This is a genomic window from Nocardioides conyzicola, from assembly GCF_039543825.1.
Taxonomy (GTDB): Bacteria; Actinomycetota; Actinomycetes; order Propionibacteriales; family Nocardioidaceae; genus Nocardioides; species Nocardioides conyzicola.
In genome coordinates this window covers 530,396-551,737 of sequence record NZ_BAABKM010000002.1, presented here as the reverse complement: position 1 = coordinate 551,737, position 21,342 = coordinate 530,396, and the positions used below count along the sequence as shown (strand labels likewise).

General features: G+C 71.7%; 22 protein-coding genes and 1 riboswitch. Of the genes, 16 read left to right on the top strand and 6 right to left on the bottom strand.

From position 1 onward, the window contains the following. Nucleotides 1–25: 25 nt before the first annotated feature. The 5 genes from ABEA34_RS05705 to ABEA34_RS05685 all read right to left on the bottom strand — a co-directional run bounded on the left by ABEA34_RS05705 (nucleotide 26) and on the right by ABEA34_RS05685 (nucleotide 4,537). On the bottom strand, nucleotides 26–349 hold the full coding sequence (locus ABEA34_RS05705; protein ID WP_345520132.1) for a YciI family protein: 324 nt from the start codon (nucleotides 347–349) through the stop codon (nucleotides 26–28). 86 nt (nucleotides 350–435) lie between these two features. Further along, nucleotides 436–1,335: a non-homologous end joining protein Ku gene (ku, locus tag ABEA34_RS05700; RefSeq protein ID WP_345520130.1), complete on the bottom strand. Its 900-nt coding sequence runs from the start codon at nucleotides 1,333–1,335 to the stop codon at nucleotides 436–438. A gap of 33 nt (nucleotides 1,336–1,368) precedes the next feature. Then, a complete protein-coding gene (locus ABEA34_RS05695; RefSeq protein ID WP_345520128.1) occupies nucleotides 1,369–2,274 on the bottom strand; it encodes an SDR family oxidoreductase in 906 nt (301 codons plus the stop codon). Next, nucleotides 2,271–3,206, bottom strand: a complete 936-nt coding sequence (locus ABEA34_RS05690) for a bile acid:sodium symporter family protein (RefSeq protein WP_345520126.1) — start codon at nucleotides 3,204–3,206, stop codon at nucleotides 2,271–2,273. Before ABEA34_RS05690 ends, ABEA34_RS05695 begins: the two co-directional genes overlap by 4 nt. Continuing rightward, a complete protein-coding gene (locus ABEA34_RS05685; protein WP_345520124.1) occupies nucleotides 3,206–4,537 on the bottom strand; it encodes a flavin-containing monooxygenase in 1,332 nt (443 codons plus the stop codon). Before ABEA34_RS05685 ends, ABEA34_RS05690 begins: the two co-directional genes overlap by 1 nt. A gap of 18 nt (nucleotides 4,538–4,555) precedes the next feature. Here ABEA34_RS05685 and ligD (ABEA34_RS05680) point away from each other — a divergent pair, with 18 nt between their 5' ends. The 12 genes from ligD (ABEA34_RS05680) to ABEA34_RS05625 all read left to right on the top strand — a co-directional run bounded on the left by ligD (ABEA34_RS05680) (nucleotide 4,556) and on the right by ABEA34_RS05625 (nucleotide 16,484). Then, nucleotides 4,556–5,476, top strand: a complete 921-nt coding sequence (ligD, locus tag ABEA34_RS05680) for a non-homologous end-joining DNA ligase (protein WP_345520122.1) — start codon at nucleotides 4,556–4,558, stop codon at nucleotides 5,474–5,476. Further along, nucleotides 5,473–6,174 carry a L,D-transpeptidase family protein gene (locus ABEA34_RS05675; RefSeq protein ID WP_345520120.1) on the top strand — a complete coding sequence of 234 codons (702 nt, stop codon included), beginning with the start codon at nucleotides 5,473–5,475 and terminating at the stop codon, nucleotides 6,172–6,174. Before ligD (ABEA34_RS05680) ends, ABEA34_RS05675 begins: the two co-directional genes overlap by 4 nt. Next, nucleotides 6,174–7,094 (top strand): non-homologous end-joining DNA ligase, encoded by a 921-nt coding sequence (gene ligD, locus ABEA34_RS05670; RefSeq protein WP_345520118.1) that lies wholly within the window; start codon nucleotides 6,174–6,176, stop codon nucleotides 7,092–7,094. The genes ABEA34_RS05675 and ligD (ABEA34_RS05670) overlap by 1 nt, the downstream gene beginning before the upstream one ends. A gap of 124 nt (nucleotides 7,095–7,218) precedes the next feature. After that, on the top strand, nucleotides 7,219–7,755 hold the full coding sequence (locus tag ABEA34_RS05665) for a COG1361 family protein (RefSeq protein WP_345520117.1): 537 nt from the start codon (nucleotides 7,219–7,221) through the stop codon (nucleotides 7,753–7,755). A gap of 270 nt (nucleotides 7,756–8,025) precedes the next feature. Next, on the top strand, nucleotides 8,026–8,583 hold the full coding sequence (locus tag ABEA34_RS05660) for a signal peptidase I (protein WP_345520115.1): 558 nt from the start codon (nucleotides 8,026–8,028) through the stop codon (nucleotides 8,581–8,583). Nucleotides 8,584–8,627: 44 nt separating this feature from the next. Further along, nucleotides 8,628–9,323 carry a response regulator transcription factor gene (locus ABEA34_RS05655; RefSeq protein WP_345520113.1) on the top strand — a complete coding sequence of 232 codons (696 nt, stop codon included), beginning with the start codon at nucleotides 8,628–8,630 and terminating at the stop codon, nucleotides 9,321–9,323. Next, nucleotides 9,316–10,533 (top strand): histidine kinase dimerization/phospho-acceptor domain-containing protein, encoded by a 1,218-nt coding sequence (locus ABEA34_RS05650; RefSeq protein WP_345520111.1) that lies wholly within the window; start codon nucleotides 9,316–9,318, stop codon nucleotides 10,531–10,533. The genes ABEA34_RS05655 and ABEA34_RS05650 overlap by 8 nt, the downstream gene beginning before the upstream one ends. Continuing rightward, nucleotides 10,533–11,333, top strand: coding sequence for an HAD-IIA family hydrolase (locus ABEA34_RS05645; RefSeq protein ID WP_345520109.1), 801 nt, complete (start codon nucleotides 10,533–10,535; stop codon nucleotides 11,331–11,333). The genes ABEA34_RS05650 and ABEA34_RS05645 overlap by 1 nt, the downstream gene beginning before the upstream one ends. A gap of 33 nt (nucleotides 11,334–11,366) precedes the next feature. Next, the gene (locus ABEA34_RS05640) at nucleotides 11,367–14,114 is read left to right on the top strand and encodes a hypothetical protein (protein ID WP_345520107.1); all 2,748 of its coding nucleotides are present in this window, start codon (nucleotides 11,367–11,369) and stop codon (nucleotides 14,112–14,114) included. Next, a complete protein-coding gene (locus ABEA34_RS05635) occupies nucleotides 14,101–14,940 on the top strand; it encodes an ABC transporter ATP-binding protein (protein ID WP_345520105.1) in 840 nt (279 codons plus the stop codon). The genes ABEA34_RS05640 and ABEA34_RS05635 overlap by 14 nt, the downstream gene beginning before the upstream one ends. Beyond that, a complete protein-coding gene (locus ABEA34_RS05630) occupies nucleotides 14,937–15,575 on the top strand; it encodes an ABC transporter ATP-binding protein (protein WP_345520103.1) in 639 nt (212 codons plus the stop codon). Before ABEA34_RS05635 ends, ABEA34_RS05630 begins: the two co-directional genes overlap by 4 nt. A gap of 205 nt (nucleotides 15,576–15,780) precedes the next feature. Further along, nucleotides 15,781–15,923: riboswitch (cyclic di-AMP (ydaO/yuaA leader) on the top strand. Between the two features lie 3 nt (nucleotides 15,924–15,926). Continuing rightward, a complete protein-coding gene (locus ABEA34_RS05625; protein WP_345520101.1) occupies nucleotides 15,927–16,484 on the top strand; it encodes a C40 family peptidase in 558 nt (185 codons plus the stop codon). A gap of 13 nt (nucleotides 16,485–16,497) precedes the next feature. On the opposite strand, the gene ABEA34_RS05620 is transcribed toward ABEA34_RS05625, so the two are convergent. Continuing rightward, a complete protein-coding gene (locus tag ABEA34_RS05620) occupies nucleotides 16,498–17,085 on the bottom strand; it encodes a hypothetical protein (protein ID WP_345520100.1) in 588 nt (195 codons plus the stop codon). A 289-nt stretch (nucleotides 17,086–17,374) separates the two neighbouring features. Between ABEA34_RS05620 and ABEA34_RS05615 the strand changes: the two genes are divergently transcribed. The 4 genes from ABEA34_RS05615 to ABEA34_RS05600 all read left to right on the top strand — a co-directional run bounded on the left by ABEA34_RS05615 (nucleotide 17,375) and on the right by ABEA34_RS05600 (nucleotide 21,342). Continuing rightward, nucleotides 17,375–17,644 carry a hypothetical protein gene (locus ABEA34_RS05615; protein ID WP_345520099.1) on the top strand — a complete coding sequence of 90 codons (270 nt, stop codon included), beginning with the start codon at nucleotides 17,375–17,377 and terminating at the stop codon, nucleotides 17,642–17,644. Further along, nucleotides 17,644–18,945, top strand: coding sequence for a hypothetical protein (locus ABEA34_RS05610; RefSeq protein ID WP_345520098.1), 1,302 nt, complete (start codon nucleotides 17,644–17,646; stop codon nucleotides 18,943–18,945). The genes ABEA34_RS05615 and ABEA34_RS05610 overlap by 1 nt, the downstream gene beginning before the upstream one ends. A gap of 35 nt (nucleotides 18,946–18,980) precedes the next feature. Then, nucleotides 18,981–20,267 (top strand): FlgD immunoglobulin-like domain containing protein, encoded by a 1,287-nt coding sequence (locus tag ABEA34_RS05605; RefSeq protein WP_345520096.1) that lies wholly within the window; start codon nucleotides 18,981–18,983, stop codon nucleotides 20,265–20,267. A 100-nt stretch (nucleotides 20,268–20,367) separates the two neighbouring features. Next, the gene (locus ABEA34_RS05600; RefSeq protein ID WP_345520094.1) at nucleotides 20,368–21,342 is read left to right on the top strand and encodes a TadA family conjugal transfer-associated ATPase; all 975 of its coding nucleotides are present in this window, start codon (nucleotides 20,368–20,370) and stop codon (nucleotides 21,340–21,342) included.

The window sequence follows — 21,342 nt, the reverse complement described above, 5'->3', positions numbered from 1 at the left end:
GCGGGATCGCCGTGGAAGACCTAGCTCACAGGAACGGCCGCACCTCGATCTTGCGGTTGCACGCCTGCGAGCCCTCCGCGGCGAGCTTGAGGACGACGTCGAGGTCGGGTGCCTCGAGGATCCAGAAGCCGGCGAGGTACTCCTTCGACTCCACGAAGGGTCCGTCGGTGTAGACCGGCTGACCACTGCGGTTGTCGATCGTGGTCGCCGGGTCGGGCGAGCCGAGGCCGCCGGCGAAGACCCAGTAGCCGTCCGCCCGGAGTCGGTCGTTGAAGGCGTCGATGGCCGCATCCTCGGTCGGGGTGGACGGGCCGGTGCCGTCGTCGATCACGGAAACCAGGTACTGCATGCGGATCATCTCCTGTGGGTCGGGGCGCCCCTGGTGGGCGGCCGCTCACCCGTACTACGAACGGTCGCGGGCCGATCCGACAGCGGTCAGCTCGCCTTCTTCGCCGCGGCCTTCTTGGCGGGGGCCTTCTTCGCGGTCTTCTTGGCGGCCGTCTTCTTGGCAGGCGCCTTCTTCGCGGCCTTCTTCGCCGCCGGCTTGTCGTCGGTGCTCTCGCCGCGAGCCGTCTTGGCGGCATCGACCGAGCGCTGCAGCGCGGCGAGCAGGTCGACGACCTCCCCGGAGGTCTTGGTCGAGGTTTCGGTGCGCTTGACCTCGCCGCCCTCGATCTTCGTCTTGACCAGGGCCTCGACGGCGCCGGCGTAGTCGTCCTCGAACTCGGAGGCGTCGAAGTCGCCGGACAGGGTCTCGACCAGCATGTTGGCCATCTTCACCTCGGCCGGCTTGACGTCTCCGGTCTCGACGGAGAAGTCGGGGGTGCGGACCTCGTCGGGCCACATCATCGTCTGGAGCACGATCACGTCGTCACGCACGCGGAGCACGGCGACCGTGGTGCGCTGCCGGAGCGCGACGGTGACGACGGCCATCCGGTCGGCGTCGAGCAGGGCCTGGCGAAGCAGCGCGTAGGGCTTGGCGCCGGTCGACTCGGGCTCGAGGTAGTAGGACTTCTCGAAGAGCAGGGGGTCGATCTGGTCGGACGGCACGAACTTCTCGACCGAGATCTCCCGCGACGACGTCGACGGCAGCTCGGCCATGTCGTCGTCGGTGAGGATGACCATCTCGCCGTCCTCGGTCTCGTAGCCCTTGGCGATGTCGGCGTACGCGACCTCCTCGCCGTCGAGCGAGCAGACGCGCTGGTACTTGATCCGGCCGCCGTCCTTGGCGTGCACCTGGCGGAAGGAGACGTCGTGCGACTCGGTGGCCGCGTAGAGCTTGACCGGGACGCTGACCAGCCCGAAGGACACCGCGCCCTTCCAGATCGCACGCATGGGGAAGCCTCTCTCTGGATGCACTTACACCGGTCAGTATGACCGGCGGGACTCCCGCCACTCATCGAAAGCCTGACGGGAGGTCCGGGTGGGGGTGTACCCGAAAACGCTCTTCAGACGCGTGTTGTCGAGCACCGGGCGGTACTGCAGGAACATCGTCTGCTCCGGCCCGTACGGCGAGAGCCGCAGCCGCGACGCCACCGCGAGCGCGGCCCGCAGCAGCGGCTCCGGGATGGTCAGCACCGGCTTCTCGAGCAGCGCCGCGATCTCGGTGATCGTCAGCGCGCCGTCACCGGCGACGTTGAAGACGCCGGTCACCGACCCCGTCACGGCCTGCTGGATCACGGCCACGACGTCGGTGTCCCAGATGAAGACGAACGGCGACTCGGCGCCCCGGATCTTCAGCAGCCGCTTGCGCTCGAACAGCGCGGTGATCTGGTTGTCGACCGACGCCCCGAGGATCGTGCCGATCCGCAGCACCACCTGCTCCAGGGAGCCGTACGACGGCAGCATCTCCTCGACCAGCCGCTTGTGGTGGCTGTAGGCGAACTCCTCGTTGCCACGCACCGGCTGGTCCTCGGTGATCCACGCCGGGCTGTCGGCGTGATAGCCGTACGCCGCGCCGCTGGACGACACGACCACCCGGCGCACGCCGTGGGCGACGCACGCGTCGAGGACGTGCCGCGTGCCGGTGACGTCGACGGCGTACTCCAGCTCGCGCGTCGAGTCGGGACCCGGCGTCACGATCGACGCGAGGTGGACGACGACCTCCGGCCGCACCGACCCGATCACGGCGTCGACCGCCGACTGCGAGGTCACGTCCATCTCCACCGCAGGTGGAAGCAGGTCGGCGCTGACCACCTCGCGGCCCACCGCCGTCAGCCCCGCGACCACGGAGCGCCCGAGGAAGCCGCTGCCCCCCGTGACCAGCACCTTCACGCGGCCACCTCCGCCGTGCGCCGCTTCCACACGCCCGCCACGACCAGGCCGGCCAGGATGTCGTAGAGGCCCCACCAGGCGGCCACCAGTGCCATCCCGCCGAGGCCGTCGAAGTAGACGAAGACCAGCACCAGGCCGAGGCCGGTGTTGCGGACGCTCACCTCGAACGTCATGGCCTTGCGGCTCCTGCTGGGCAGGCCCGTGGCGCGAGCGACGCCGTAGCCGAGGCCGAGTGCCATGAGGTGCTGGATGAAGACGGCGAGCAGCACCAGAGTGATGTAGGTCGTGAAGATGTCCCAGTTGCCGATGAACGCCAGCACGATGATCAGCAGGAGCAGGACGAACGACACCGGCCCGACGATCGTGTGCGCCCGGTGGGCCACCCGGGGCCAGAGTCGGTTGATCGTCACGCCCGCGACGAACGGCAGCCCGATCACCAGGGCGATCTCGACGAACGTCTTCACCGGGTCGAGGTCGACGTCCCGGAGCAGGTCGTCGCCGGCGGGGGAGAGCCCGGCCCAGAACGCGAAGTTGACCGGCAGCATGACGATCGTCAGCAGGTTGCTGATCGCGGTCATCGACACCGACAGCGCGACGTCGCCGCCGGCGCGGTGGGTCAGGATGTTGGACACGTTCCCCGGCGGGCAGCAGGCGACCAGGATCATGCCGAGCGCGATCGAGCCGCGGACGTCGAGCACGATCGCCAGCAGGAGCGTCAGTGCCGGCAGCAGCAGGAACTGGGCCACGACGCCGACCAGGATCGGGAAGGGGCGCCGCACGACCGCGGTGAAGTCCGAGATCTCGATGTCGAGCGCGATGCCGAAGAGGATCGTCGCGATCACTATCTTCAGCACCGTCTGGGCGCCCGAGCTGAAGTCGATGTTGATGTGGTCGATGTCGGTCGTCAGTGCCGTCACCAGGGGCAGGAGCATCAACGCAGCCTCTCGATCTCGGACCGCACCGCCGAGCGGTAGGCGTCCTTGTTGACGTAGTAGGACATCCGCTCCAGCCCGAGGTAGTGATATCCGCCCGAGAGATCAGGGCGAGGACCGGCCACCCGGTCCTCGAGGGCGCGCGCCGCGCCCGGGTTGGCCGACCGGGCCCGGAGGTACGACGCCACCAGCTCGGCCTGCTCGTAGCGGCCCTGCCAGCCGATCCCGGACGCCTCGATCATGCCGAGCACGAAGAGGTTGGGGTCCTGCTGCGTGAAGATGTTGAGGTAGAGGTCCGGCGCCGTCCCGCGACCCGACCAGCGCAGCAGCCCGGGGTCCAGGAACGGGTAGTGCAGGTGGTAGCCGGTGGCGAGCACGATGACGTCGTACGACCTCCGGGTGCCGTCCGCGAAGACGACCCCGTCGCCGTCGAGACGGTCGATGTCGGGCTGGACCGAGAGGTCGCCGTGCCCCAGGTGGTGCAGGACCAGCGAGTTCACGATGGGGTGCGACTCGTAGATCTTGTAGTCGGGCTTCGGGAAGCCGAACTTCACCGGGTCGCCGGTGAACATCCGCAGCACCCGCGAGTCGATGGCCTGCTTGATCCGCGGCGGCAGCGGCTTGCCCTGGTTGAGCGTGTCGGACGGCTTGCCGAAGAGGTACTTCGGCACGAAGTAGTAGCCGCGCCGCACCGACATGTCGACCGAGGCCGCGTGGTGCACGGCGTCCACCGCGATGTCGCAGCCGGAGTTGCCGGCGCCGATGATCAGCACTCGCTTGCCCGCGAAGACCGTGGGTGACTTGTAGGCGCTGGTGTGGAAGATCTCGCCGTCGAAGCTGCCCTCGAACGCCGGGACCGACGGCTCGCTCAGCGTCCCGTTGGCGGCGACCACCCCGGCGTGCCGGCGCTCGACGCGGCCCTCGGGTCCCTCGCTCACCACGATCCAGCCGCCGTCCCCGGACGGCCGCGCGGACGTCACCTCGGTCCCGAAGGCGAAGCCCGAGGTCAGGTCGTGGGCGGCCGCGAAGTCGCGGAAGTAGGCCAGCAGCTCGCGGTGCGACGGGTAGTCCGCGACCTCGTCGCGCATCGGGAACTCGCTGAACTCGGTGGTCCGCTTCGACGAGATCAGGTGCGCGGACTCGTAGACGGTGCTCCGCGGTCCGCCGATGTCCCACAGCCCGCCGACCCCTGACGACAGCTCGTAGCCCGACCACGGGATCCCGAACCGCTGCAGGTTGCGCGCGGCGGCCAGGCCGGACGGGCCGGCGCCGATGACGGCGTACGTCTCCGGCCCGGTGGCGGCATTGTCGAGCGGTCCGGTCGGGTTCACGACAGGCATGATGTCGCCATGCGACCGATGCTGGCTACCCGGGGCCCTCACGTCCCCGCTGGTGAGGCGTGGACGCACGAGGTGAAGTGGGACGGCGTCCGCGCGCTCACCGACGTCCGTGACGGCACCCTGCGGATGACCAGCCGCAACGAGAACGCGATCACCATCGCGTGGCCGGACCTGTCCACCAGCCCGCTGGAGGGCCGGGACCTGCTCGTCGACGGCGAGATCATCGCGCTCAACGGCCGCGGGCTGCCCGACTTCCGCACGCTCCAGGAGCGGATGCACGTCCGCAAGGCGACCACGGCCGCCCGGCTGGCCGACGCGGTCCCCGCCATCTACATGGTCTTCGACCTGCTCCGCCTCGACGGGCGCGACCTCACCGGCGAGCCGCTCGACGCGCGCCGCGAGCTGCTCGCCGGTCTCGGCCTCGACGGCTCCTGGCAGGTCCCGGCTGCGTACGACGACGGCGCGATGCTCTTCGACGCGACCCTCCAGCAGGGGCTCGAGGGCATCGTCAGCAAGCGCCGGACCTCGACGTACCAGCCGGGAGAGCGGTCCTCGCACTGGCTGAAGTTCGCCCACCGGCACCGGCTGTCGTACGTCGTCGGCGGCTGGCGCCCGCAGGAGGGGACCACCGACCGCCTCGCCGCGCTCCTCGTGGGCGAGATGACGCCCGACGGGCTCCTCTACCGGGGCCGGGTGGGCAGCGGGATCGGGCCGAAGCAGGGTGCGGTGCTGACCGAGCTCGTCGCCGCGCTCGGTCGCGACGACAGCCCGTTCGCCGACGAGGTGCCGCGGGTCGACGCCCAGGGCACCCGCTGGCTGGAGCCGGTGCTCGTCGTGGACATCGACACGCACGGTCGTGGGTATGAACGCCTGCGACAGCCCTCGTTCCAGGGGGTCCGCACCGATCTCACCCCGGAGGATCTGCTGTGAGGATCCGGATCGCACTCGCGCTGCTGCTCGGCGCCGTCACCCTGATCGCCCCCGTCGCCCCGGCGGACGCCGCGCCCGACCACGTCCGCCTCGACGGCGTCGACGTCGCCCTCCGCGCGGGCACCCGCCAGGTCGTCACGGTCAACCGGACCTCGGGCTACCACGCCCGGGTGAGCCTGTGGAGCCTGAAGGACGGCCACTGGCGGCGGCTGACCCAGGTGACCGACGGTCGGATCGGGTACGGCGGGCTCGTGCCCGGTCCGCGGCGTCGCCAGAACACCGGCACCACCCCCCTCGGCACGTTCGAGCTCCCCTGGGCGTTCGGCATGCATAGCCGGGACGCGGCGTGGGACCTGCGCTACCGCAAGGTCCGCAGCGGTGACTTCTGGGTGCAGGACAACAGGTCGAGGTACTACAACCGCTACCGCAACAAGAGCCAGGGCGGGTTCCGCTGGTGGCTCTCGGGCAGCGACCCCAACTCCTCCGAGCGGCTCAGCGACTACCGCTCGCAGTACGAGTGGTCCATCGTCATCGGCTTCAACCCCCACCAGGTCCGCCACCGTGGCTCGGGAATCTTCCTGCACGTCAACGGCTCCGGAGCCACGGCCGGGTGCGTGAGTGCGCCGCGGTGGTTCATCAAGTCCCTGATGGCCCGCCTCGACCCGGACCAGCGCCCCCTGATCGCGATCGGTCGCTGATGGACAAGCCGACGCCGGAGAGGGAGGAGGTCCGCGTCCAGGTCGACGGACGCACGCTGACGATCACCAACCTGCACAAGGTGCTCTACCCGCGGACCGGCTTCACCAAGGCAGAGGTCCTCAACTACTACGCGCAGGTCTCGCCGGTGCTGCTGCCGCTGCTGAAGGACCGGTGCGTGACCCGGATCCGCTGGCCGCACGGCGTGCAGGACGGGAGCTTCTTCGAGAAGAACACGCCCCCGGGCACCCCGTCCTGGGTGCGCACCGCGAAGGTCCCCACCACCGGCTCCCGCGCCCAGTCCTCCAGCGACACGCTCGTCTTCCCGATCGTCGACGACCTCGCCACCCTCACCTGGCTCGCCAACCTCGCCGCGCTCGAGCTGCACGTCCACCAGTGGACGGTGGGTCGCAACGGGCAGCCCCGCAACGCCGACCGGCTGGTGATCGACCTCGACCCGGGGGAGCCGGCGGGACTGCACGAGTGCTGCCAGGTGGCGCTGCTGGTCCGCGACAAGCTCGCGGACCGCGGCCTCGCAGCCCGGCCGGTGACCAGCGGCAGCAAGGGCCTGCACCTGTACGCCGAGCTGCCGAAGCGGTTGCCCTCCGACGAGTCCACCGCGATCGCCAAGGAGGTCGCCGAGGAGCTCCAGGGGGAGCACGCCAAGCTCGTGACTGCGACCATGACGAAGGCCCGCCGCGGGGGAAAGGTGTTCCTGGACTGGTCGCAGAACGCCGGCTCGAAGACCACGATCTCGCCCTACTCCCTGCGCGGGCGCGAGCGCCCCGCTGTCGCGACCCCGGTGACCTGGGCGGAGGTCGAGGAGGGCGCCGACGACCCGCTCGGGCTCGACCAGTTCACGCCCGAGCAGGTCCTGGACCGGGTCGCCGAGCACGGGGATCTCTTCTCCGCCGTGGAGTGAGGTCCACGGGACCCCGATTTCTGTTACCAAACGGTGGGTCGGGTGTGGTTGCCGTGTTGCCCGGTCGTGGCAGCGCCCTCTCTAGCGTTCTGGTCATCATCATCAGCAGCAGCCGGGAGACACCATGACCATCGCGACCACCGCGCCGATCCGTACGGCCCGTCCGTCGGCTGCGCAGGTGCGGCGGTTCATCATCCCGGTGTCCGTGATCGCGGGTCTTGCGGTCCTGGCGTCGGTGGCCGGGATCCCGTGGACGGGCGCCAGCGAGGCGACGACGGGCGTCCGGCTCCAGGCAGACCCCGGCCAGGGCGCCACGCTCACCATCAGCGAGCTCGAGCCGGGCGACTCGGTGACCAAGACCGTGACGATCCGCAACTCGGGTGCCGGAGAGTCCCGGCTCTCGTTCGAGGAGAACGCCGACGCGGCCACCTTCGCCGACGGCGAGCTCCACCTGAAGATCCAGCAGGACGGCACCACCGTCTTCGACGGCCGGTTCGGTGCGATGAACGACGTGACGCAGGACGTCGGCAACCTCGCCCCGGGTGGGTCCAGCACGTTCACGTTCACGGTGTCGCTGCCCGACGACGCGCCGTTCGTGAACCAGGGCACGGCAGCGGTCGCGACCTACTCCTGGGTCAACACCGACGTCTCGGACGGCTGACAGGACCGCAGGAACACGACAACTGAAGAGGTGGGACCGACCGGGCTGAGCAGGCCCGACGCGGTCCCGGGATGACGATGGCCGCCGCGCACCTGGGGGGAGCGCGGATGGTCGTGGTCAGACCACACACGGGCGGAAGCGTGCGCAATCTGGGGGGATGCGCCACTCGACCGCTCTGCAGGACGGACCTGTCGGTCCAGCGCTGCCTGGGGGAGCGCGGGACCGGCAGGTCCACCCCCATTCCCCCGAGTGTCTCGGAAAGCAAGCACCATGGAGATCCAGACAGCCCCTCGCCACCCGGCGCCGACGCCGTGGTGGCGCTTGGTGCTGTTCGTGGTCATCTTCGGGCCGGTGACCTTGCTGGTGCTGCTCCCCATCGGCCTCGGTCTCCAGCGCTACGTGATGACCGGCGACTCGATGGGGGGTGGCCTGGACCGCGGTTCGATCGCGTTCGAGCGGGTCGTGCCCGTGAGCGACCTGCGCGTCGGGGACGTCATCACCTTCCGGGAGCCCGGGGCGGTCGACGAGGACACCCTGGTCACCCATCGGATCGTCGCCATCGAGGCGGACGGGATCCGGACGCAGGGCGACGCTGAGCCCAGCCCCGACCCCTGGCTGGTGCGCACCGACAGCCCGACCCTGTCACGGGTGGAGGTCACGATCCCGTGGATCGGCTGGGCCTACCTCTTCCTGGAGCACCCCCAGGGATGGGTGCTGATCGCGGCGGCGGCCGTGGTCCTGGCGATGCTGATGTCGCGGCGCTTGCGGCACCCGTCGCCAACGGTCCGCGTCCTCGACCCGGTGGGCACGCGAGAGGCGAAACCATGAGCAGTGCACAGGTAAGCGACCCCCATGGCCCTATGCTCCCTCCCATGGCGCAACGGGTCCTGGTCGTGGAGGACGAGGAGGACATCGCTTTTCCTCTGGTCCGCACCTTGGAACGTGAGGGCTACGACGTCGAGTGGGTGGAGAGCGGCCAGAAGGCGCTCGACACCCTGGCGTCGCTGCCCGAGCTCGTGATCCTGGACCTGGGACTTCCGGACATCGACGGGCTCGAGGTCTGTCGCAGGGCTCGTGAGGCCGGCTACACGGGGGCGATCATGATCGTCACCGCGCGGGCCGGCGAGCTCGACCGGGTGGTCGGCCTCGACTACGGGGCCGACGACTACCTGGCCAAGCCGTTCGGCCTGGCCGAGCTGCAGGCGCGCGTGCGCGCCCTGTTGCGCCGTACCTCCTCGCCGCAGTCCGGCTCGATCGAAGAGGCGTCCCCCGACGGGGTCCGCATCGACGTCGACGCCCGCCGGGTGTACGCCGGCACCGAGGAGGTCCCGCTGACCGGCAAGGAGTTCGAGGTCCTCGCGATCCTTGCCGCCAACCGGGACAAGGTCGTCTCGCGCGGCCGGCTGATGGCCGACGTGTGGGACGAGAACTGGTACGGCTCGACCAAGACGCTCGACGTCACCATCGGTCGGCTGCGCCAGAAGCTCGAGTCCGTAGGCGTGACCGACCGTGTGGTGGCCGTTCGAGGTGTGGGATTCCGCCTCGAAGGCGGCCCCACCGATGCGTGAGCGCCTCACCGCCGCGTTCATCGTCCTGAGCATCGTCCTGCTCCTCGGGGCAGGTCTGGTCCGCACCTTCGTCCTCCAGGACCTGATCCGGGAGCAGGTCGCGGGTCAGCTCGACCAGGAGGCCGACCTGGTCGCCGCCATCGTGTCGGACCGCGAGGCCGCCGGCGGCAGCGTCGACGAGAAGTTCCTCACCACCCTGGTCGGTCCGCGCGACCGGTTGGCGTACGCCGCCGACGGCGCCGACCCGGTGGTCGTCACCGGCGACGACTACCAGGGCCAGGGCGACACCGACGACGACATCACGGCCACCACGGAGGTGGACGCCTCGGGCCAGGTCACCGTCAGCGAGTCGTCCGGGGTGATCCGCGACATCCTGCTGCGCGACATCGGCTCCATCGCCGCGCTCTTCCTGCTGATCGCCGTCGCCGCCGGCATGGCCGGCTTCCTGGTCGCGTCGGCCCTCTCGGCGCCGTTCCAGAAGCTCGCGATCGCGGCGGCCGCGCTCGGGCGGGGTCGCTTCGACCTCGACCTGCCCACGACCCGCATCCCGGAGGCGCGGGCGATCGCCAACGCGCTGCGCTCGAGCGCGCTCGCCCTGGAGGACCGGGTGCACCGCGAGCGCGCGTTCGCGGAGCACACCTCGCACGTGCTGCGCACCCCGCTCACCGGGATCCGCCTCGAGCTCGAGGACCTCAGCCTCCGCGACGACCTGCCCCCCGACGCCCTCGAGACCGTCAAGCGGTGCCTGGCCCGTGCGGAGGAGGTGTCGGCCGTCGCCGCCGAGCTCGTCGAGATCACCCGTCGGGGCAGCCTCATGGTCGGCGCCGAGGTTCCCCTGTCCGACCTGTCGACCCAGCTGGCCCAGCGCTGGGCCGACCGGCTCGCCTCCCGCAACCGGACCCTGACGGCCGCCGTCGAGGGCGACCTGACGCTCACCTACACCCCGGGCCCGGTCGAGCACGCCACCGACCTGCTGCTCGCGGACGTCGTACGCCGCGGGACCGGTGCCGTCCGGATCGTCTTCAACGCGGAGACCGAGGGCCACCTGCGGGTCACCGTCGTGACCGCCGGCCGGGCGGACGAGGCCGAGATGGCCGACGAGAGCATCGACCGGATGAGCCAGGTCCGGGCCGTCGTCGAGGCGCTGGGAGGCCGGATCATCGGCGAACACCCCGCCGACGGCGTCGAGGTACTGCTGCCGCGGCGATAATGTCCGCCATGACCTCGCGCCCCGTGGAGACCTGGCTGACCGACATGGACGGCGTCCTCGTCCACGAGGAGGTGCCGATCCCGGGCGCCCAGGAGTTCATCGAGGCGCTGAAGTCGTCGGGGCGCCCCTTCCTCGTGCTCACCAACAACTCGATCTTCACTCCGCGCGACCTGCGCGCCCGGCTGCTCGGCAGCGGCATCGACGTGCCTGAGGCCGCGATCTGGACCTCGGCGCTCGCGACCGCACAGTTCCTGGAGGAGCAGCGGCCCCACGGCACGGCGTACGTCGTCGGTGAGGCGGGCCTGACCACCGCGCTGCACGACGTCGGCTACGTGATGACCGACCGCGACCCGGACTACGTGGTGCTGGGGGAGACCCGCACCTACTCCTTCGAGGCGATCACCCGCGCGATCAGGCTGGTCGCGGCCGGTGCCCGGTTCATCGCCACCAACCCCGACCCGAGCGGTCCGAGCCAGCACGGCCTCCTCCCGGCGACCGGCTCCGTCGCCGCGCTGATCAGCACGGCGACCGGGCGGACGCCGTACTTCATCGGCAAGCCCAACCCGCTGATGATGCGCAGCGCCCTCAACCGGCTCGAGGCGCACTCCGAGACGACGGTGATGATCGGCGACCGGATGGACACCGACATCATCAGCGGGCTCGAGGCCGGGCTCCGCACGATCCTGGTGACGACAGGCTCGACCCGGCTCGAGCAGATCGAGACCTTCCCCTACCGGCCGACGCGGGTCGTGGACTCGATCGCGGACCTGGTCGGGGAGGTCGCTGGCGAAAAGGGCTGACGGGAGCGCTCCCACCGCCGTACTGTGACCGGCGTGACCCCGCCCACACCGCGCGCCGCGAGGCGCGGAGCGCTGTGGCGGGCCGCGCCGCTCCGGTTGGTGCGGACCCCGGGCTGGATGGCGCTCGTCCTGGTCGCGGTCACGCTGCTCGTGGCGTCCTTCGCCGCGCCGCCGCTCTTCGCCGCGACCGCCCGGTCGACCGCGCTCGCGGACGGCCTGCGCAGCGCCGCCGGTGAGCCGTTCGGCCCGGACTCCGGCGACCTCCGGGTCTCGTGGAACGGCGTGATCCCGGCCGAGGGTGAGCAGATCCTCGACGCCAGGATGGGGGCGCTGACCGGCTACGGGCCGCCCAGCCTCGGCGCGTCGGGCGCCGGCCAGAGCCGCACCCGCAAGGCCGTCGCCAAGGTCGGCGCAGCGGTCGAGCCCGCCGCGCTCTGGTACCACGACGGCGCGATCACCGCCCTCGGCGGCGACGAGGACGCGCCCGGGGTCTGGCTGGAGGAGGGCGCCGCCCGGCGGCTCGGGCTCGAGGTCGGCGACGAGCTGCGGATCGGGCTGCAGCAGACGTTCCTGCCCGAAGGGGGTCGGCTCACCAAGACCGTCCTGGCCGGCACCTACGAGGCAGCGTCCGGCTCGACGCTGCCGGTGCAGCTGGCCGATGCCGACGACGCCGACCGGTGGTACCTGCCCGCGGACCCGGACGACCCCAGTGCGGGTACGCCGCTCGCGATCGCCGGCCGCGGGTCCTTCGACCGCCTCATCGTCGCGACCACCGAGGCGCCGATCTACTTCGCCGACCTCCGCCTGGACCCCGACATCACCCCCGACCAGGCGGCCACCACCGTCACGCAGGTCCAGCGGCTCGCCGACGACGCCTACGACCAGTCCCAGATCCTGGCCCGCTACCTCCTCGACGCCGAGCCTGGGGGAGCGGAGCTCCAGGTCGCGTCCGGCCTGCCGGACATCGTCTTCGACGCGGACCACACCGCCGACAGCGCCCGCGACCAGGTCCGGCCGTACGCCGTCGCCGGGCAGGTGCTCGCCGCCGCGCTGCTCGTCGCGGGCTGGGTGCTCCTCGGTCGCAGCCGGCGCCGCGAGCAGCTGCTGGCCTCGGGTCTCGGCCTCCGACCCGGCGAGGTGGCCCTGCTCGCGGGTCTCGAGGTGCTGCTGGTCTGCCTGCTCGCCGTACCCGCCGGCATCGGGCTGGCCTGCCTGGGCGTCGTGGCCGCCGGGCCGCCGACCGACGGGGCGCTCTCGGTGGCCACCTCGGACGTGGTCACCGGTGTGCTCGCGGCCGCCGGGGCGCTGCTCCTGGTCGCGGCCACCGCGGCTCTCGCCGCTGCGGCCACCGACCGCGTCGACCGGCTGTCCCGGCTCGGCCGGGGGCGGCGGGCGGTGCCCTGGACCGCGGCGCTCCTGGCCGCCACGGTGGTGGTGGCCGCGGCCGTCTTCACCGTCGACGTGTCCGACCGGACGTCGACCCCGTTGACCATGGCGTTCCCGGTCCTGGTCGCGGCCTCGGTCGCGGTGCTGGTCGCCCGCGGGGTCGCGTGGCTGCGTGCCCGGCGACCCGGACGAGCCCGGCCCGGCAGCTCGCGCTGGCTCGCGACCCGGCGGACCGGGACGGTGATGCGCGAGGTCACCTCCCTCACGGCCGTGGTCGCGGTCGCGCTCGGACTGTTCGCCTACGCGCTCACCGTCCACCGGGGCATCGACGAGGGCGTCGCCGACAAGACGGCGGCGCTGTCGGGGGCGCCGACCTCGATCGAGGTCGCCGAGGACTTCCGCGGCCACAAGATGAAGGGCCTCCTGACGCCTCCGGCCGCCGGCACCTCGATCGTCTGGCGGCGCTCGGTCACCCTCCCGCCCGACTTCGGCGACGAGCCGTTGATGGTCGTCGACCCCGCGACCTTCGACGGCGTGGCCGACTGGGGCGCCTCGGGCGACCTGGACACCGGACGAGAGCTGCTGCCGCGCCTCGATGGCAAAGGGCACGGGCTGCAGGTGCTGCTCGCCGGCAACACCCACTACCGGGCGGGCGACCAGGGCACCCTCGACTTCAACTCGGAGTTCCAGATCCCGTTCGAGGTCGTGGGCGTCGTCAAGGCGTTCCCGGGATCCGAGACCGAGACCGGCGACGTGACCGTCATCGCCGGCACCCGCAGGTTCTTCCACCTGGCGCCGCGGAGCGTCAACCCGGCCCGGCCCGGAGCGACCAGCGACCGGGCGGGCGCCTTCTCGTCCTGGGTCTGGTCGCAGGACCCGCCGGCCCAGCTGCGCGCCGCGCTGACCGACGCCCAGGTGTCGACCGACGGCACCGTGGTCACGGGCACCGAGGAGGCGATCTCCAGCGGTCTCGTCGCCTCGACCTGGGCCGCGGGCTACGTGCTCGCCCTGGGCGTGGTGATGCTGGTCCTGGCCCTCGCGGGGGCCCTGGTGCTGGCGCTCCGCCTGGCCGACCGCGACACGGTCTCCGACGTGCTCCTCGCCCGGATGGGCTGGTCCTCCCGCGAGCTCGCCCGGGCCCGCGCCTGGGAGGTGGGGTACGCCGTCGCGACGGCCGTCCTGGCCGCAGTCCTCGCCGGCGCGGGGCTGGTCCTCGCGCCGACGATCATCGACGCCGTCGCCACGATCCCGCCGCTGACCCGACCGCGGCCGGGCGTGGCCGACCTCGTCCTGCTGCTGGTCGTCCTGGTCGTGACGGTCCTGCTCGCCTGGATCCTCGGCGCTCGGCGGGCCCGCCGGCGCGTCCCCGCGGAGGTGCTTCGTGCCGGAGGTTGAGATCGTCGCCGACCCGGCCGTGAGCTGCGAGGACCTCGTCAAGGTCTTCCGCTCCGCGACCGGGGAGACGCACGCGCTGCGCGGGATCGGGCTCGAGGTGCACCCCGGAGCACTCACCGTCGTGGCCGGCCCGTCCGGCTCCGGCAAGAGCAGCCTGCTCACCATGCTGGGCGCGCGGGACCGGCCCAGCGCCGGGACCCTGACCGTCCTGGGCAGCGACATCGGAGCCGCCTCGACCCGCGACCTGCGCCAGCTGCGGCGCCGCCGGATCGGGTTCGTCCCGCAGCGCTCGGCGCTCGGCGTCTTCCCGCACCTGCGCGCCGACGACCAGCTCCGGCAGGTCGCCGGCTGGCGCGGAGCCTCCCGGACCGCCGACCCCGCGGAGGCGCTCGCCGCGGTCGGGCTGGCCCACCGGGCCGACCACGTCCCCTACGCGCTCTCCGGCGGCGAGCAGCAGCGTCTCGCCGTGGCGCTCGCCCTCGTCGGGTCGCCCGCGCTGATCGTGGCCGACGAGCCGACCGCCGAGCTCGACCACGCCAACGCCGACCTCGTCGTCGACGCCCTGCTGGCCGCGGCGACCGCCGGGGCGGCAGTCGTCATCAGCAGCCACGACGAGCGGATCATGCACCGCGCCGACCGCCTGCTCCGCCTGCGCCACGGCGTGCTCTCGAGCGAGACCACCCGCCGCGACACCACGGGCGTCATCGACGCCACCGGCCGCCTGCAGCTGCCTCCGGCAGTGCTCGACCTCTTCCCGTCACGTCGGGTCATCGTCGAGATCGGCGCCGACGGCGTACGCCTGCGTGCTCCGGAGGGGGAGTCGTGACCGCGCTCGAGCTGGTCGGGATCGGCCACGGGTACGGCGTGGGCGACCGCCGCGTCGAGGTGCTGCATGACATCTCCCTGCGGGTCGAGCCCGGTGAGCTGGTCGCGCTGGCCGGTCCGTCGGGGTCGGGCAAGTCCACGCTGTGCCACCTCGCGGCCGGGATCGAGAGCCCCGACCGCGGCTCGGCGACCCTCGACGGCAGGCCGACCGCCGCGACGGCCGACTGGTCGCTGGTGGCCGTGGTGCCGCAGCAGCACGGGCTGCTCGCCGGCCTCACGGTCGAGGACAACATCGCGCTGCCGGCGCACCGGGCGGGGGTCGACCCGGGGGAGGCGTTCGCGCGGCTCACGGCGGCGCTCGACCTGACGGCCTTCGCCCGGCGCAGCGTCCTCGAGACCTCGCTGGGCGAGCAGCAGCGCGTCGCGATCGCGCGGGCGCTGATCCTGGCGCCGCGGCTGGCGGTGCTGGACGAGCCCACGGGCCACCAGGACGACGACCACGTCAACCAGGTGATCGGGACCCTGGCGGACGCCGCGCGGGCCGGTTCGGCGGTCCTCGTGGCCACCCACGACCAGCGGGTGTGGGAGGTCGCGCACCGCGTCATCCGCCTCGAGGACGGCCGGATGCTGGACTGATCGGGTGTGACCTGCGTCCAATCCGGGCCCGGTTCCACGCGGGAGATGTGGGCTGCGCCACGCTCCCGGGGGATTGTGGATTGGGCTACATGACTTTCGCTGGCTAGTGTCGTTGACGATTGCACCAGCACCCACCGGTTCCCGAGTACGCCGAGCCCTACCCGCTCACGGAACCGGTCCGCCAGGTCGGACACTCGGACCGATCGACGACAGAACATCCAGCACGGGTAGGGACGGGGGAACCACTTCTGCGGCCTCGGCCGCTTGGGGTGAAGCCGCCTTCTGGCGGCCGGGCACCTTCCTGCCCGAACCCGACAGCTCACCTCGCAGGCGTGGGAAGGAAACCACGTTATGTCTCTTGCCCTGCCCACCCTTGCCCGCGTCTGCGGCCGCACGGGCGCCCGGGTCGCCCTCAGCGGCGCCCTCGCCATCGGCCTGCTCACCTCGGCGCCCGTCTCCGACGCCCACGCCGCGACGGCAGCCGCGCACGCCACCACGAGGACCTCCGCGAAGGCCCGGCACCACAAGCCGGCCCTGTCCCGCGTGGAGCGCGGCCTGCGGACCGCGATCGCCCAGAAGGGCGACCCCTACGCGTACGGCGCCGCCGGGCCGAACCGCTTCGACTGCTCCGGCCTGACCTACTTCAGCTTCCGCCGGGCCGGCTTCTCCCACATCCCGCGGACGTCCTCGGCGCAGGCCCACTTCGCCCGCCACATCTCGCGCGCCGCCATGAAGCGCGGCGACCTGATGTTCTTCACCGACGGCGGCGGCGTCTACCACGTGGGCGTCTTCGCGGGCTGGAGCCACGGTCGCCGGCTGGTGCTGCACGCGCCGTACTCCGGCACGCGGGTGCGCACCGACCGGGTGTGGACGAGCTCGTGGTTCCCGGGCACCCTGCGCGGCCGCTGAGCGGCCGGGGGGGTCAGCGCCAGGTGAAGGACGCCAGGCTCTCGGCGATGACCTTGTCGCGCGTGGACGCCGGGGTGCCCTTCTGGAACTCGAAGTCGATGCTCGTCTCGTAGCCGTCGTTGCGGACGCCGTACTCGTCCACGCTGCTGTAGCCGGTGGAGCCGCGGAGGTGCCAGAGCTCGACCCCATCGATCTCGATGTTGTCCTGGCGCGTCATCTTGGAGGTCGCGACCTTCAGCACCGCCTTCACCTGCAGGTCGAGGGGAAGTGTCGGCCCGGCGTACTCCAGTGAGCTCAGGCGGACCGCGCCGAACGTGCCGTCGCTCGGGTTGGCCTCGGTCGTGAAGTCGGCGAAGCCGGCCAGCTTCTTGTAGCCCTTCGGCGCGTTCATCGTGGCGTTGGGCATCTTGAGCAGGGGCCCGGTCGCCGCTGGGACCGTCGGGGAGCTGCTCTCCGACGGGTCGGTGGACCCGCTGTCGGAGGGGGAGGCGGCCGACGAGGACGGGCTCGTGGTCGGGTCCGCCTCGGGATCGGAGCCGTTGCACCCGGTGAGGGCGAGCACGAGACCGGCGAGCGCGGCAGCGGTGGCCAAGCGGGACACGAAGGCCTCCTGAGGTCCGAGAACGTACGGCTGAACCTTAACCGCGCCCGAGGGCCGCGAAACGTCTCCGGAGTTGGTGCCGCTCCAGAGGTTTTGCCGGCGTCGTTCGCGGGGAGGTCCTCGTACGAGCGCTCGACGGAGCGTAGGGACTCTTCATCGGGGGAAGGTCATGACCATGGGACCGCTGGACGTGCTGACGATGCTGGGGCTGCCAGAAGCCCTGGTGAACTCGTGCCGAGACATTCTGGAAGAGCATGCAAGCCACATCCAGAAGGGGCAGCCCCCGAACGTGTCCGGTGTCTTCGGCGGATCCGAGCCGGGCGCCCTGCTCGACCACCACACCGGTGTCGCTCATCAGCACGTGGTCGACGCCCTCAACGACATGGTGGTCGGCCTCCAGGTCTACGCCGAGAACCTCAGCCAGTTCTCCAAGAACCTCACCGAGCAGGACCTGCAGGCCGCCGCCGACCTGACGCCGAGCCGCAAGGCCGAGCTCGCCGCCGCCGGCTCGCACCTGAACTCCGACAACTTCCACGGTCACGGCGGGGGGAACCACTGATGGTGAAGGGACCCCAGGTCGAGCGCCTCAACAAGGCGGTCCTCGGCACCGACCCCGCTGTCGTCAACAACGCCGCCATCGAGTGGAGCCGCTGCCGGGACATCCTGGAGACGGTGAGCACCTACCTCTCCCAGGCCTCCGGCACGGTCAAGTGGGCGATCGGCGGCGAGACGGGGCCGGCCGTCGACGCGGCGTTCCAGCGCTCCGCTGCTGCCATGTCCGCGAAGTCCGTGGTACTCAAGGACGCCGTCCAGGCCCTGGTCGACGCCGGTGCTGCGATGCACGTCGCCCAGCAGGCGGCCGCGACCATGCAGGACATGGACCAGCCGACGCCGTACACCGCCCCCGGCGACGCGGACGACACCCAGCTGGCGAAGGAGGCCAAGAGCAAGGCCGACCAGAAGGCCTTCGCGAAGGCGTTCGCCGAGCAGGAGGAGAAGGCGCGCATCGAGGCCGACCAGCTCGAGGCGACCTTCACCAAGTCGGCCGCCACGATGAAGAAGATCCACGGTGAGCCCGACCCGCCGAAGGTGCCCAAGCCGGCGAAGCAGCAGCCGGGGGGCAGCAACGGAGGGTCCTCGGGCGGGACCACCGGCCACGCGATCACGCCGACCCACCTCCAGGGGCCGACCGGGCACCACGGGACGGAGATCGGCCTGGTGCACCAGCCGCACCACACGGTCGGCTTCGAGCAGGTCCTCACCCACCACCACCACGAGGTGCCGACCACCACGGGTGAGAACACGACGGAGACCCCGGCCAGCTCCATCGACTACGAGCCGGTCAGCGGGTCGGCCTCCGGCTCCGGGCTGGGATCGGCCCTCGGCGTCGGCGGTGCGACCGCCGGCGGCATGGCTGCCGGTCTCATCGGCGCCAAGCTGACCGGGGCGCTCAAGGGCGGCCTCTTCCCGACCTCCGGCGGCGCCGCCGCAGGGACGGCCGGGCGCGGCACGGCCGCGAGCGCGGTCAAGGGCATCGGTGCCTCGGCCCGCACGGGCGGGGCAGGCACCCTCGGCAGGAGCGGCGCCGCTGCCGCAGGCGCCCAGGGCAAGTCCGCAGCCGGTGCCGGTCGCTCGGGTGCGGGCGCGGGTGCCGGACGTTCCGGCGCAGGTGCCGGTCGCTCGGGTGCGGGTGCCGGACGCTCCGGCGGCCGCGGCGGCGCGGGTGGTCGCTCCGGCGCTGGCCCCACGGGTCGCTCGGGTCGCAACAAGGACGACGAGAAGGGCAAGAAGAAGGAGCTCTTCGACGTGGCGGAGGACTGGATCGACGACGAGGGTGCCGCCCCCGGCGTACTCGATTGACGCCCGACGAGCTCGGGGGGCCTACGGTGGCGCACGTGGGGAACTCGCTGCGCTCATCGTTGCTGGCTCGAGCCGTGCCGGCGGCCGTCGTGCTCGCCATCGCCGCGACCCTGCTGGGCGCGGTGCCGGCTGACGCGAAGGTGCGGCACGCCGAGCGGTTGCTGCAGGTCGGGAGCGGGACCGTCCGCTTCTCCCCGAACGGCGACGGCTCGCAGGACCGGACCGTGTTCTCCTACCGGCCGAGCCAGCGCGCCAGCGTCACGGTGACGGTCCGCGACGCGCGCGGGGCCGTCGTCCGCACGGTCGACCTCGGGAAGCAGTCCCGCGCCTGGCACGCCTGGTGGTGGAATGGCCGCAAGCGCGGTGGCGCCCACGTGCGCGACGGCGCCTACCGGGTCACGTTCACGGCGACCACGGCGCGGCTGCGCGACAGTGACTCCACGCGGGCCGTGACGCGCTCGACGTTCGACAGGTCACCCAACGGCATCGCCTTCTCCCCGGCGATCCACCTCGACAGGGACGCCATCTACCGCGACACGACGTACTTCAAGGACCAGTTCACCTGGGTCGGCGAGGAGTACCGGGTCACGGACGACGGCTCCCCGGAGCCCACGGGCGCGAGCCGGATCACCGGGCCGGACGGCGCCGTCGTCTACCAGCACGCGGACAACCCGTTCGAGCAGGCCCGGTCGTGGGACGGCACCGACCAGCACGGCGACCGGGTGCCGGCAGGGACCTATCTGCTGACGAACACGTGGGTGGACCGGTACGGCAACCACCTGTCCGCGACGAAGCCGCTCGTGGTCGCCGACGGCTCCCGGGTCGAGCAGCACTTCACCGTGCCGGTGACCCCGTCCGAGGCACGCGTCGGCACGGCCACCGAGCCCTACGAGTTCCTTGCCGGTGGTCCCAAGACGGGCACCTACCTCACCTACGCCTGCCCGCCCCGGGCCAGCGAGCGCTTCCCCGACGGAGCGCTGTCGTTCTCGCTCTACGACGAGCGCTGCACGGTCAGCGACGACACCTTCAGGGTCGACTCGCCGGTCGACCTCGACCTGACCTTCGACACGGTCCGGCTGACGACCGTCGGCGGTCCGACCACCGCGGGCGGCGAGGGCACCGCGACGCTCGCCCTCACCGATCCCCAGCTCCCACCGACGACGACGGTCGCGGGCGACGAGGCGAGCACGGTGCTCCAGACGCAGCGGGGTTGGTCGACGGAACACGTGGACGAGCTGACGTGGCGAGTGGCCCGCGCCAGCGGCGGCTACGACGTCAAGTCCTTCACGCTGGACATCTACCACTACGTGCCGCCGGCCTAGCCTCCGCCCGGTCGTTGTCCACAGATGACGGCTGGGGGCTGTTTCGACGGGCCCGGCCGTGGCAAGACTGGCTGCGAAGGATTTCATCTCGGGGGCCCTGATGCCATTGACCCATCCCGCGGCACGCCGTACGCACGACGGCGCCGGTGCGCACGACGAGCTCGTCGAAGAGCTCGACCAGCAGGTGCGCGAGCACGTACGCCGCGAGGGTGTCGACCCGCAGCGTGAGGCAGCCCTGGTGCGGCGCATCGCCGAGGGCGTCGTCCGCGCGCACGACGACCGCAGCCTGACCGGCGTGGTCGCGCCCGTCGCCGACGTGGGCGTGATGGTCGGGGAGCTGGTCGCGCGGGTGTCCGGGTTCGGTCCGTTGCAGCCCTTCCTCGACGACGACTCGGTCGAGGAGGTCTGGATCAACGACCCGAGCCGGGTCTTCATCGCCCGCAACGGCCGGCACGAGCTGACGACGCTGGTGCTGACCAGCGCGCAGGTGCAGGAGCTGGTCGAGCGGATGCTGAAGTCGTCGGGGCGCCGGATCGACATGAGCAGCCCGTTCGTGGACGCCATGCTCCCCGAGGGCCACCGCCTGCACGTCGTGCTCGAGGGCATCAGCCGTGGGTTCTCGGCGGTCAACATCCGCAAGTTCGTGCTCCGCGCCGGCCGGCTCGGTCAGCTCGTCGAGCTGGGGAGCATGACGCCGGCCGCGGCGGCCTTCCTCGAGGCGTCCGTGCGCGCGGGCCTCAACATCCTGGTCGCCGGCTCGACGCAGGCGGGCAAGACCACGATGCTCAACTGCCTCGCTGCGGCGATCCCGGGTGGGGACCGGGTGGTGTCGGCGGAGGAGGTCTTCGAGCTGCGCTTCAACCACCCCGACTGGGTGGCGCTGCAGACCCGTCAGTCCGGGCTCGAGGGCACGGGCGAGATCGCGCTGCGTGACCTGGTCAAGGAGAGCCTGCGGATGCGGCCGAGCCGGATCATCGTGGGGGAGGTGCGGGCCGAGGAGTGCCTGGACCTGCTGCTCGCGCTCAACGCCGGTCTGCCCTCGAACGGTCCAAAGCGTAATAGATCGATCGCGTGA

Excerpts from the sequence above, each read along its gene's own strand:
- ku (WP_345520130.1), bottom strand. The coding sequence starts at position 1,335 with ATGCGTGCGATCTGGAAGGGCGCGGTGTCCTTCGGGCTGGTCAGCGTC.
- ABEA34_RS05655 (WP_345520113.1), top strand. The coding sequence starts at position 8,628 with ATGGCGCAACGGGTCCTGGTCGTGGAGGACGAGGAGGACATCGCTTTT.
- ABEA34_RS05625 (WP_345520101.1), top strand. The coding sequence starts at position 15,927 with ATGTCTCTTGCCCTGCCCACCCTTGCCCGCGTCTGCGGCCGCACGGGC.
- ABEA34_RS05690 (WP_345520126.1), bottom strand. The coding sequence starts at position 3,206 with ATGCTCCTGCCCCTGGTGACGGCACTGACGACCGACATCGACCACATC.
- ABEA34_RS05665 (WP_345520117.1), top strand. The coding sequence starts at position 7,219 with ATGACCATCGCGACCACCGCGCCGATCCGTACGGCCCGTCCGTCGGCT.
- ABEA34_RS05645 (WP_345520109.1), top strand. The coding sequence starts at position 10,533 with ATGTCCGCCATGACCTCGCGCCCCGTGGAGACCTGGCTGACCGACATG.
- ABEA34_RS05610 (WP_345520098.1), top strand. The coding sequence starts at position 17,644 with ATGGTGAAGGGACCCCAGGTCGAGCGCCTCAACAAGGCGGTCCTCGGC.
- ligD (WP_345520122.1), top strand. The coding sequence starts at position 4,556 with ATGCGACCGATGCTGGCTACCCGGGGCCCTCACGTCCCCGCTGGTGAG.
- ABEA34_RS05600 (WP_345520094.1), top strand. The coding sequence starts at position 20,368 with ATGCCATTGACCCATCCCGCGGCACGCCGTACGCACGACGGCGCCGGT.
- ligD (WP_345520118.1), top strand. The coding sequence starts at position 6,174 with ATGGACAAGCCGACGCCGGAGAGGGAGGAGGTCCGCGTCCAGGTCGAC.
- ABEA34_RS05650 (WP_345520111.1), top strand. The coding sequence starts at position 9,316 with ATGCGTGAGCGCCTCACCGCCGCGTTCATCGTCCTGAGCATCGTCCTG.
- ABEA34_RS05705 (WP_345520132.1), bottom strand. The coding sequence starts at position 349 with ATGCAGTACCTGGTTTCCGTGATCGACGACGGCACCGGCCCGTCCACC.
- ABEA34_RS05660 (WP_345520115.1), top strand. The coding sequence starts at position 8,026 with ATGGAGATCCAGACAGCCCCTCGCCACCCGGCGCCGACGCCGTGGTGG.